Below are 10,519 nucleotides of genomic sequence, written 5' to 3' on the forward strand. Positions count from 1 at the left end.
CACAATTACCACTTCAGGAGATTAAACTGCTCCATATCGACGGTATCGCGGTTGCGATAAATGGCCAGCACGATCGCTAAACCCACCGCCGCCTCGGCTGCGGCCACGGTAATCACAAATACTGTGAAAACCTGACCCTTAATTAATGTTGAGTCGAGGAAGTTGGAAAATGCCATTAAATTCAGATTAACAGCATTGAGCAGTAATTCAATTGACATCAGCACCCGCACAGCGTTGCGGCTGGTAATTAAACCGTAGATACCGATACAGAACAAAGCAGCCGCTAGTAACAAAAAATACTGAAGTTGCATTAATCTAAATATTCCTCCTCAAAAATCTGGCTATTTATCTGCGACTCAGGTCGCAAATCTTACTCTTTTGTTTCACTGGTTGTTGATACTAGTTCTCTAGGGCGTTCTTGCAAAGTCAAAACAGTTTGCCCCAGTTGGGATGGTGTCAATAGGTCTGGCAAATACTCACGACGTGCCAAAATAATTGCTCCTACCATAGCTATCAGCAGCAAAATAGAAGCCAGTTCAAAAGGTAGTAAAAAGTCAGTAAAGAAATGCTCTCCAATCAAAACTATAGAACTTTCACCACCCGCTACAGGAGCAGTTGAGTACGCCCAAGGAGTAGCTAGAACCATCGTACTTAAAAGACCAAACAATCCTACACTAACTACACCCGTAAGTACTTTACGCACCCATGAGTTAGGAAATGCTACAAAGTTCTGTCGCTTGTTCACCAACATAATGGCAAACAAAATCAACACGTTAACCGCCCCAACATAGATTAGTATTTGTGCAGCTGCAACAAAATCAGCATTTAGCAACAGGTACATTCCCGCTATGCTGATGAACACACCCCCCAGCAAAAAGGCAGAATAGACGATGTTGGAGAACAGCACCACACCAATGGCCGCCCCAATCATCATCACGCCTAGTATGCCAAGCGATACTAACTGTACTCCTTCTGCTAGATTCACTGTTTTTTGTCCTTAGTCAATTGTCATTGGTCATTAGTCATTGGTCATTGGTCATTAGGAAAGGAAAATGGACAAATGACAAATGACATTTATTTTTCTGTTTGTTCTACCAAGTCTTCTGGACGTGCACCTGCACGCGGTGCATCCGCAGGTAGTCCGTGGGGTTCGAGGACACCTTTGGGTAGGTAAACTAGTTCGCGCAGTGGTGTAACCATTGGGTCATCTGTTACCTTATAGGGCAGACGACCTAGCGCTACGTTGTCGTAGTTCAATTCATGGCGATCATAAGTAGAAAGCTCATACTCTTCTGTCATAGATAGACAGTTAGTTGGGCAAAATTCCACACAATTACCGCAAAAGATACAAACTCCAAAGTCAATACTGTAGTGGTTGAGTTTTTTCTTTTTGCTGGCTTTGTCGAATTCCCAATCTACTACAGGCAGGTTAATTGGACAAACGCGAACGCAAACTTCGCAAGCGATGCACTTATCAAATTCAAAATGAATCCTACCGCGAAACCGTTCGCCAAGAATTAGTTTCTCGTAAGGGTACTGTACAGTAATCGGACGCCGCCGCATGTGGTCAAAGGTGACAGAAAGCCCCTGACCAATGTAACGCGCGGCTTGTACCGTTTCTTTGGCGTAATCACCAACTTGTTTTAGGAACTTTAGCATTGTGTTTCACTCTCTCTTTTCAAGCTATCAGCCTTATTTGTCCCTTGTCCTTTGTCTTTCGTCATTAGTCATTTGTGTATGCTACTAATGACTAACCACCAAAAGCGAAGGGAAAGGCTAGTTTCAGGGCGGCGGTTAATAGCAGATTAACTAAACCAACTGGCAACAAAAACTTCCATCCTAAATCTAACAGTTGGTCAATCCGTACCCGTGGCACTGTCCAGCGCAACAGGATGGCGACAAACACTAGTAAATAGGCTTTGAACACGGTCATGGTGATACCCAAAGCCGCAGTTACTATCTGGAACACGGGATTTACTTCACTGACTCCCAGCCAACCAGCGATGAGGTTGAGGGGAAGGGGAAAGTCCCAACCGCCCAGGTAGAGAATCGCTACTAGTAGGGAAGAAAGGATCAAGTTAACGTAGGAACCCAGGTAGAAGAGACCGAATTTCATACCTGAGTATTCAGTCTGATAGCCGGCAACGATTTCTTCTTCCGCTTCCGGTAAGTCAAAGGGTAATCGTTCGCATTCAGCGAGGGCGGCTATCCAAAAGATCAGAAAACCGATTGGTTGTCGCCAAATGTTCCAGCCCAGAATACCGTAGCCAGACTGTTGATTGACAATATCAACGGTGTCGAGGCTGTTAGACATCATAGCGATCGCTAACACTGCCAGCGCCAAAGGAATTTCATAACTAATAGATTGCGCTGCTGCTCGCAAGCCCCCTAAGAGGGAGTATTTGTTATTAGATGCATAGCCAGCCATCAGCAAGCCAATGGGTTGAATGCTTGACAAGGCAATCCACAAGAATACGCCCATGCCCACATTGCTAATTACGATATTCTGTCCAAAAGGCACAATCAGGAACGACAGAAACACCGGAATTACAACAATTATGGGGCCGAGGGTAAACAGCCAAGGGTCAGACTTGGCTGGTACAATATCTTCTTTAAATACTAGCTTCAGACCATCCGCTACAGGTACCAGCAACCCAAAAGGCCCTTGGTATTCTGGCCCAATTCGCTGCTGTGCGGAGGCAGAAATTTTCCGTTCTAGCCAAGTAGCAACTAATACCCCTACTGTCGCCCCAATCAGCATCAGTATCATTGGTAGCGGCATCCAAATCGCTTTGGCTGTTCCTGGTGGTATACCTAAATCCCGGAGGGATTCAATAAAAGTTCCTTGGAGGTCAATTCCTGAATTCATGTTTGGTGCTCTTTAAGACATCGAGTCATGGTGATTTACAACTATTAGTTAAATTAATACCTGTAAATTCACCCATTTTTAATTTTTGCTGCGATCGCGCCCGATTGAAGATTTGTTGCCAATTCCCATGCCTAGTATATCGTTGGATGGTTTTAGCACTCTGAAGCGAGATGAGAACTTCTACTTATGGTTGGCATTGAGGTTGGCTATTGAGGAAACGGGGGAGCAAGGGAGCAGGCAAGCAGAGGGAAATTGAAGTAATTCTCTTGCCAATGCCCAATGCCCATTTACCGTTTGTCAATGGGGGTATAAGTAACTTCGTGATGACCGTTGTAAACCTGTGTAGGACGGAAAATCCGGTTTTCTGCTAGTTGTTCTTTCCAGTGGGCTAGCCAACCGGCAACACGGGCGATCGCAAATATTGGCGTAAACAAGTCTGTGGGAATCCCCATCTTTCTATACACCAAACCGGAATAAAAGTCAATATTGGGATAGATCCCCTTGCTACCGAGTTTTTCCTCTACCACTCGTTCCATTTCTTGAGCAATGTCATAGAACTTGTCATGGCCAAACTTCTCAAACAGTTGCTCTGCTAGTCCTTGTAGAATTGTGGCTCGTGGGTCTTTAACTTTATAGACACGATGTCCAAAGCCCATAATCTTAGATTTACTTTGCAGACAGTCCTCTATGTAGGGACGGACATTTTCAACAGAGCCAATTTTCTCCAACATCTGAATTACTTCTTCATTGGCTCCACCATGCAGAGGCCCGCCCAAAGTTCCGACGGCACTAGCAACCACAGCATAAGGATCGGTTAAGGTGGAAGCTGTCACCCTGGCGCTGAAAGTGGAAGCATTCATTGTATGCTCGACCTGAAGTATCAAGCAGATATCAAAAATCCGCGCCATCAGAGGATCGGGTTCTTGCTCATTGAGCATGTATAAAAAGTTAGCGGAGTAGTCTAAGTCATCACGGGGACGTACAGGATCGTTGCCTTTTCGCATCAGTTGGAACGCCGCCACCATTGTGGGAATGGTTGCTATCAGGCGCACCACCGAATCTCGAATATAGACAGGATTATGTAAATCGCGGAGCGAATAAAACAAGCCTAAAGCAGCAGCGGAGGCTTGCAAGGCATCCATTGGATGACCGCTTTCTGGAAAGCATTTCATCATGTCTCGAATGCGGTATTTTATCCGTCGGTGGTAACGAACTTCATGCTCAAATGTTTCCAGTTCTTCCTTGCTTGGCAGTTTACCCCAGATTAAGAGATAAGCAGTTTCTAAGAATGTACTTTTTTCTGCTAATTCCTCAATCCTAATGCCACGATATTCTAGTATTCCCTTTTGCCCATCAACATAGCTGATACTTGATTGAGCGGCGGGAATGCCTTCTAAACCAGGCTTGTATTCACACACCATCATGGCAACACCATTCGCTTTGTGAAATATCTGATCAAGCTAACTTACCAGAAATTTATTGTCGCCATAACAGTAGCCGTTCTAACAACAATCGAAAATGTTGAAAAACTGTTATAGCAGGTACTTGGGCGGTGTCAACCAAAACATCTGACTACGACCCAGAGGAGAACCTGTTTCTGGTAGTTTTATCCCAATCATACCTGCTTTTTTCAAGACTAAGCTTGCTTTGACTTCCCCCCACAGGAGAATTTCTGCCCATTTGGTCAAATCAGGTTCGTGTCCAACGAGCGCCAGTTGGGTATTTTGGGAATAATTCCTCGGTTCTAACCAGTCTTTTAGCCAACTAGAAATTTGACCGTCGTGGGCGAGGTGGCTAGATTCCTCTAACTGGGAGCTTAGTTTTTCTGCTATCAGGATTTCAGCCGTTTGGCGGGCCCGCACTAAGGGGCTGGTGAGAATTAAATCAAAGTTTAAACCTAATTTAACAAGTTTCTGGGCAACTTTCTCAGTTTTTTGCCTTCCTTCCTTGGTAAGGCTACGCTCCTCATCCTTGATGCCTAATCCCTTGTCTTCGGCAATGCCATGACGAATTAAGTATAGTTCCATACTTTGTACTATGAGTGATCAGTTAGGCTGCTCTTAGGCAATGTTAGAACGCTATCCACCACTTAGCAATCTGTCATACTCTGGATGTGATCCAATCCAAAACTATACAAAATTATCATCTTCTTTTACAGCAAGCGCCCGATAATATATACCAATACGCACTGACCAAAACTGACCGACTTTTTTGAAATGCAATGATGGATATTTGGGATCTTCTTGAAGAAACTCGTAACATCGATCAGCAAGCTCTTGGATATCAATTGGTAACTGGCGATAGTAATACCAAAAATCTGGGGTTGCTCGATGTTTCACAGATCAGTACAACGCCCTTCTCGAAGATGTTTGAGTGCTTTCTGTGCCAATGCATCTAACCGACCTTCAGCCACATCTTTTTCAATCTGTTTATCCCAAGCTGCTGCATCGAATTCTGCAAACCAGGTACTAAATGCGGCGAAATCCTCTGGTGAAAGTAGACTAACAGCGAATTCGACGTTCATTATAACCTGCTTGTTGTTTAATTCCTTCTTTTCCTTCTTTAGTTTTTTCTCACTTATCTCAGGTAGGCGCAAGTTAACTTTTATTTAGTTCAGCATTCTTTATAAAACTCAAATTCCCGACTTTTATCAAAAATCGGGAAGGGATGCTATCTGACCAAACACTTTGACTACTACATTAGTTAGGAGTTCTCCGCGTCTCCTTGATATCTCTCTACTCCGACTGAATCGGATTATCTCTAGGATTAACTAACCTCAACAGTTTTTGCTTAATTTGAGCGTCGAATACTTCCCATTTCATTTTCGCATAAGCAGAATTTTCGTTGCTGCCAGATAAGAAGCCCATCGGAATTTCAAAGCCACCTGCGCTTGTTCTTCCACCGCCGAAAAAGCGCCCTGTGCTATCTTGCCCAAAAGCTTCTTTGATAAATTCATCAGGGTCAAGCGTAAGTTTGCTGGTTCTTAGGGAGCCAATGACTATTTCTAATTCTTCGTCTTCATCGTGAACAATACCGTAAACTACGGCGGTGTGAACGTTTTCTTCAGTGACGAGAAAATCAGCCGCTTGGGGGATGGCATCACGGTCTTCGTAGCGTAAGTAACCAACACCAGCAATAGAAAAGTTATTTTGGACGATGCGGTTTTTGAGCGATCGCTCGATCACATCCATTACCCGCTTGGAACGGTTCGCCTGTAAAATGGCATTCAGCAGTTGGGCGTCATAAAATCGGCTTAAATACGCCGCTGCCATAAAATCTTCTTCTTGGGCTTGCATGAGCCGATTTGTATCCGATCGCAAGCCATGCATCAAGGCAGTAGCACATTTGACGTGTTGATTTATGCTGCTATCTAATGCCAATAATCCCGTTTGGAGGTATTGAGTAAAAATTGTTGCCGTCGCTCTTACATAAGGACGGATATCCTCAAACTCTGATTGCAGATCGCCTTGGATACTATGATGGTCGATGAGTACCACTAAAGGAATTCCAGCCTGCTGCACCGCTGACAGTAGTTGTGAAGTGGTTCCCTGGTTGTCAATTAATACAAAACCTTGATAAGATGACAAATCTTTGGTTTTCAAGGTTTGCGTTGTCCAGCGTTGGATAGGTAAATTAGTCAGCCTTACCAAGGCAATATTTTCTTGATGGCTCAATGCGCCAGCATAAATGATTTCACATTTGATATCATATTGCTGGGCAATTAACTGGTAAGCCCAGGCACAGGAAAGGGCATCAGGGTCAGGAAAATCTTGCAGAATTACCAGTTGGCGATCGTGTCGGTGTGCCAAAAGGGTTTTTTGCAGTTCTTCTGACTTTTGTTGTGCCAGAGAATTACCACGCTGACCGAGATATATAGCCCCATCACCTACCGATGGCGGTAATGACGGACTTTTAAATGCAACTTCCACTGGCGCTTTCTCGATTTCAGGTTCCTCTGGGTTTGGCTCTGTGGTCAATGACAAACTCTCAAACTGAGTAACGGGAGAATTAAAGTACATAGGGAACTTTTTTAAAGTGTAAGGCTCCTTTAATTCAGAAATACTACGAGCAGCAATTCACTGAATTTAGCCACATTATTATGATCTTCGCAAAAATCTCAAGACATTGCACTATACATCTAAGTATATTTCTTGTCAGTAACAGCGCTTAACAATCAACTAACTTCCACTAAAGGGCATACAGTAAGGAAGTTTAGGATATCGGGCTGTATCTGGCAGCATAAATATGTTTTAGGAGTTTTTTTCTCTTTCGTAAATTGAACCTGGGTGATTTTTATCTAACTTAGGGTCTACCTTCTATCTTATACTTTAGGATTAGTCCTCGTTCTTTGAAATATTCTTATGCTTAGTATTCTCATTATTGTGACTATTGAGCAATTAACAATTATTTTTGATGAACAACGCGTGTTTCGTATCCCCTTTGAAAATTCTAAGAATTTAGAGTAAAGTCCAATGGAAAGGGCAAAAGACAGTGAAGATAAAGAGCAAAGGGGAAACTCTGTATACATACAACAAATTTGAAAGCTTGATAGTTGATGCAATTGCTTTCGTTGCAAGCTATATAGCCATCAATTTTTAACACTCCATAACTACTAAAAGTTATTGGCTATGTCTTAAAGAAAGAGGGTATTTCTTCTTTTGCCTTTGCTCCTCTAATTTTTTACTCAAAGACCTATAACATACTTTTGCCACTCTGTGTGTAGTCCACTCTTAAGATGTTTGCTGACCTCGAAATAGAGACTACTATAAGGTTGGCGCGGAGGATGACGTAAAGGCATGTGAGCTTCGTGGGGAGTCCGACTGCCTTTTTTGACATTGCAACGGACACAAGCGGTAACAATATTCTCCCAAGTATCGCCCCCACCGCGCGATCGCGGTATTACATGGTCTAGCGTCAACTCATCTCCTGTGTAACCACAGTATTGACAGGCATGACCATCACGGTGCAATATATTTCGGCGAGTTAGAGGGATTTCTTTATAAGGAACGCGTACATAATGACGCAACCGGATCACGGTCGGCAACGGAAAATCCGTGTACAGAAATTTACCGTTGTGTTCCACGCGTTCTGCTTTGCCCTTGATTAAAAGAACTACAGCACGACGCCAACTCGTTATATTGAGAGGTTCGTAAGAGGCGTTTAAGACTAAAACCTTCCCCATTATTTGCGCTCAGGGTATGAGTTTTACAATATATTAACACAAATACACCCTGCTAGGGAGATGAGAAGAAATTATACTTGGGAGAGAATTTGGAAATTAAGTTATAACTCACGAAGTAAGATTTAATACTTAAATAAAAGATTACGTAGACTAACACAATCGCGCAGCGTCTCGTAGAGAAGAACAAAGTGAAAAGTTGAACTGTAAAATTTACTTCTAACTCGTAACTTCTACTTTAGCGCCGCAACATCTTGTATCAATTCCAATCTGAAGGTTAAACTTCCTATTTAATCTGATCTCGCTTTTAGGAGCGTGTATAGATAGATAACTTGAAAGTTTAGCCGTGGCGGGATAGGAGTCAGTACAAATGTTAAGTCGCAAACAAATCCCTGGTGTAGTTCCTAATCAGCAGTGCGACACCTACGCGTGGTTTTCGCAACGAGCTTGGGTTGAAATTGATCTAGAGGCTTTGTCGTACAATGTAAAGCAATTGGTGCAGTTTTTATCGCCGCGTACCCAGTTGATGGCAGTAGTAAAAGCTGATGCCTATGGACATGGAGCGGTAACAGTCGCTCAAATTGCCATCCAATCGGGAGCTAGTTGCTTGGGAGTGGCTACAGTTCCAGAAGCTATTCAATTGCGAGAAGGCGGGATTCAAGCGCCCATTTTGATTTTAGGGGCAACTCATACACTAGAGCAGATTCATGCGATCGCCCAATGGAAACTTCAGCCCACACTCTGTAGCCCTAAACAAGCTTTAGTATTTTCTGATACCCTAGAATCGATGAATTATGATTCTCCAGTACCCGTACACATTAAATTAGACACGGGAATGTCGAGGTTGGGAACTAATTGGCAGCAAGCTGGCGAATTTGTGCAATTAGTGCAGCGCTTACCACATCTTGACATTGCCAGTATTTATTCTCATTTAGCGACAGCAGACGATCCCGATACCACGGCAATGGAAGAACAGCATAAACGATTTGAGGATGCGATCGCTCAAATCAAAGCAATGGGAATTCAAGTACACTGTTTGCACTTGGCAAACTCAGCTGCTGCACTCACAAATCCAGCACTGCACTACGACATGGTACGTGTAGGTTTAGCTGTTTACGGACTTTATCCAGCACCGCATTTACAAAATGCCATCGACCTCAAGCCTGTTTTGGAACTTAAGGCACGAGTTACCCAAGTCAAAACAATTGCCGCAGGAACAGCTGTTAGCTACGGACATCAATTTATTGCCCCCCGTGAACTTCGCCTCGCCGTCGTGGGAATTGGCTATGCTGACGGTGTTCCTCGCAGTCTTTCCAACAAAATGCAGGCGTTAATTCGCGGTCAGCGGGTGTCGCAAATTGGGACAATTACAATGGATCAGTTGATGCTGGATGTGAGTGCCATACCCAATATCCAAGAAGGGGAAGTAGTCACCTTATTAGGGGAACAGGGAAAAGAACAAATTTCAGCAGACGATTGGGCAAAACAATTAAATACTATTTCTTGGGAAATTCTCTGTGGATTCAAGCATCGTCTGCCTCGTGTTGCAGTTATGTAATTGGGCATGGGGCAAAACAGTTCCGAGTTTCGAGTTCCGAATGCTGAGTAAAGAAGTGAGATTCTCCACTCAGCACTCAGCACTCCTGAAGGGCATGGGGCATTGGAAGAAGACTTACTGCAACTTTTGCTCTGCTTTGTTATTGTCCACTTACTATTTCCTATTCCCTATTCCTATTTCCAAAAATAATTTCTTATGGTAATATAGTAGACTGATGCGGATGTGGCGGAATTGGCAGACGCGCTAGATTTAGGTTCTAGTTCCGAAAGGAGTGAAGGTTCAAGTCCTTTCATCCGCACTTGTAATTGTCGAAAACTGCATGAGTCAACAGGCTCATGTGTGCTTAAGCTAAATAAGGATGTTTATTAGCACTTTTATACTGCTGATAAATATGGATAAATACTATATTACTCAGGTTGTCTACATCTTGGACACTTTGCTAAAAGCTTGAGTTGATGGCGATGTATACGACGAGCTTCCAACTCTTTTTGGCTAGGACAGGGATTAAAACTGTGATCGCTCCCACCTAGCTTTAATTTGTCACGACGACAAATAATTAGTCACTGTACACATTTCACTCCAAACAGCGTAAAATTTCATTCATAAATTTTTACCATAGCCTGATTCAGCTAAATCTGAGCTGATGAGTTTTTCAATTAGTTCGATAACACCATCCCCCCGACTACCATTAGTCACAAAATCTACGCGCTCTTTGAGCATCGGTAAAGCATTGGCAACTGCTACTGAATAACCACAAAAACTTAGGAAATCACAGTCATTTTCTGCATCGCCAATTCCGACTACATTTTCAGATGATAACTGCATCTGGGCCAAAACGACGGCTAACCCTGTGGCTTTATTAACCCGAATTTCTCACAAACTCAGAAAAAAGCGGAGGTTAAAACTGGTAAAA

At 43.3% G+C, this 10,519-nt stretch carries 13 protein-coding genes and 1 tRNA gene; 3 read left to right on the top strand and 11 right to left on the bottom strand.

Annotation, left to right across the window (positions count from 1 at the left end):
• Positions 1 to 5: 5 nt before the first annotated feature.
• The 4 genes from nuoK to nuoH form a co-directional block, all read right to left on the bottom strand.
• Complete coding sequence (gene nuoK, locus ACFE93_RS25790; RefSeq protein ID WP_006199065.1) at positions 6 to 311, bottom strand: NADH-quinone oxidoreductase subunit NuoK; 306 nt, start codon at positions 309 to 311, stop codon at positions 6 to 8.
• 59 nt (positions 312 to 370) lie between these two features.
• Positions 371 to 985, bottom strand: coding sequence for an NADH-quinone oxidoreductase subunit J (locus tag ACFE93_RS25795; protein WP_375477508.1), 615 nt, complete (start codon positions 983 to 985; stop codon positions 371 to 373).
• An 89-nt stretch (positions 986 to 1,074) separates the two neighbouring features.
• Entirely contained in the window at positions 1,075 to 1,659 is a 585-nt protein-coding gene (gene ndhI / locus ACFE93_RS25800) for an NAD(P)H-quinone oxidoreductase subunit I (RefSeq protein ID WP_104906370.1), read from the bottom strand.
• A gap of 91 nt (positions 1,660 to 1,750) precedes the next feature.
• Positions 1,751 to 2,869 (bottom strand): NADH-quinone oxidoreductase subunit NuoH, encoded by a 1,119-nt coding sequence (nuoH, locus tag ACFE93_RS25805; protein WP_375477511.1) that lies wholly within the window; start codon positions 2,867 to 2,869, stop codon positions 1,751 to 1,753.
• 85 nt (positions 2,870 to 2,954) lie between these two features.
• Between nuoH and ACFE93_RS25810 the strand changes: the two genes are divergently transcribed.
• The gene (locus ACFE93_RS25810; RefSeq protein WP_375477513.1) at positions 2,955 to 3,125 is read left to right on the top strand and encodes a hypothetical protein; all 171 of its coding nucleotides are present in this window, start codon (positions 2,955 to 2,957) and stop codon (positions 3,123 to 3,125) included.
• A gap of 31 nt (positions 3,126 to 3,156) precedes the next feature.
• Here ACFE93_RS25810 and ACFE93_RS25815 read toward each other — a convergent pair whose 3' ends face one another.
• The 6 genes from ACFE93_RS25815 to ACFE93_RS25840 form a co-directional block, all read right to left on the bottom strand.
• Positions 3,157 to 4,293, bottom strand: coding sequence for a citrate synthase (locus ACFE93_RS25815; protein WP_334929456.1), 1,137 nt, complete (start codon positions 4,291 to 4,293; stop codon positions 3,157 to 3,159).
• A gap of 108 nt (positions 4,294 to 4,401) precedes the next feature.
• The gene (sixA, locus tag ACFE93_RS25820) at positions 4,402 to 4,896 is read right to left on the bottom strand and encodes a phosphohistidine phosphatase SixA (protein WP_375477516.1); all 495 of its coding nucleotides are present in this window, start codon (positions 4,894 to 4,896) and stop codon (positions 4,402 to 4,404) included.
• Positions 4,897 to 4,998: 102 nt separating this feature from the next.
• Positions 4,999 to 5,208 (bottom strand): hypothetical protein, encoded by a 210-nt coding sequence (locus ACFE93_RS25825; protein WP_375477518.1) that lies wholly within the window; start codon positions 5,206 to 5,208, stop codon positions 4,999 to 5,001.
• Positions 5,205 to 5,393: a hypothetical protein gene (locus tag ACFE93_RS25830; protein ID WP_375477520.1), complete on the bottom strand. Its 189-nt coding sequence runs from the start codon at positions 5,391 to 5,393 to the stop codon at positions 5,205 to 5,207. The genes ACFE93_RS25825 and ACFE93_RS25830 overlap by 4 nt, the downstream gene beginning before the upstream one ends.
• 211 nt (positions 5,394 to 5,604) lie before the next feature.
• Positions 5,605 to 6,888: a bifunctional oligoribonuclease/PAP phosphatase NrnA gene (locus ACFE93_RS25835; protein WP_375477522.1), complete on the bottom strand. Its 1,284-nt coding sequence runs from the start codon at positions 6,886 to 6,888 to the stop codon at positions 5,605 to 5,607.
• A gap of 665 nt (positions 6,889 to 7,553) precedes the next feature.
• On the bottom strand, positions 7,554 to 8,051 hold the full coding sequence (locus ACFE93_RS25840) for an HNH endonuclease (protein ID WP_094349059.1): 498 nt from the start codon (positions 8,049 to 8,051) through the stop codon (positions 7,554 to 7,556).
• Positions 8,052 to 8,418: 367 nt separating this feature from the next.
• On the opposite strand from ACFE93_RS25840, the gene alr reads away from it, so the two are divergent.
• A complete protein-coding gene (alr, locus tag ACFE93_RS25845; RefSeq protein ID WP_375477524.1) occupies positions 8,419 to 9,606 on the top strand; it encodes an alanine racemase in 1,188 nt (395 codons plus the stop codon).
• Positions 9,607 to 9,822: 216 nt separating this feature from the next.
• Positions 9,823 to 9,904, top strand: a tRNA-Leu gene (locus tag ACFE93_RS25850).
• A 302-nt stretch (positions 9,905 to 10,206) separates the two neighbouring features.
• On the opposite strand, the gene ACFE93_RS25855 is transcribed toward ACFE93_RS25850, so the two are convergent.
• Complete coding sequence (locus tag ACFE93_RS25855) at positions 10,207 to 10,476, bottom strand: HAD family hydrolase (protein WP_375477530.1); 270 nt, start codon at positions 10,474 to 10,476, stop codon at positions 10,207 to 10,209.
• Positions 10,477 to 10,519 lie beyond the last annotated feature (43 nt).

Source organism: uncultured Nostoc sp. (assembly GCF_964247315.1).
Classification (GTDB): domain Bacteria; phylum Cyanobacteriota; class Cyanobacteriia; order Cyanobacteriales; family Nostocaceae; genus Nostoc.

What these genes read in the sequence shown, in the direction of transcription:
- ACFE93_RS25835 (WP_375477522.1), bottom strand. Translation starts at nt 6,888, where the DNA reads ATGTACTTTAATTCTCCCGTTACTCAGTTTGAGAGTTTGTCATTGACC.
- ACFE93_RS25840 (WP_094349059.1), bottom strand. Translation starts at nt 8,051, where the DNA reads ATGGGGAAGGTTTTAGTCTTAAACGCCTCTTACGAACCTCTCAATATA.
- ndhI (WP_104906370.1), bottom strand. Translation starts at nt 1,659, where the DNA reads ATGCTAAAGTTCCTAAAACAAGTTGGTGATTACGCCAAAGAAACGGTA.
- ACFE93_RS25815 (WP_334929456.1), bottom strand. Translation starts at nt 4,293, where the DNA reads ATGATGGTGTGTGAATACAAGCCTGGTTTAGAAGGCATTCCCGCCGCT.
- alr (WP_375477524.1), top strand. Translation starts at nt 8,419, where the DNA reads ATGTTAAGTCGCAAACAAATCCCTGGTGTAGTTCCTAATCAGCAGTGC.
- nuoK (WP_006199065.1), bottom strand. Translation starts at nt 311, where the DNA reads ATGCAACTTCAGTATTTTTTGTTACTAGCGGCTGCTTTGTTCTGTATC.
- ACFE93_RS25830 (WP_375477520.1), bottom strand. Translation starts at nt 5,393, where the DNA reads ATGAACGTCGAATTCGCTGTTAGTCTACTTTCACCAGAGGATTTCGCC.
- nuoH (WP_375477511.1), bottom strand. Translation starts at nt 2,869, where the DNA reads ATGAATTCAGGAATTGACCTCCAAGGAACTTTTATTGAATCCCTCCGG.
- sixA (WP_375477516.1), bottom strand. Translation starts at nt 4,896, where the DNA reads ATGGAACTATACTTAATTCGTCATGGCATTGCCGAAGACAAGGGATTA.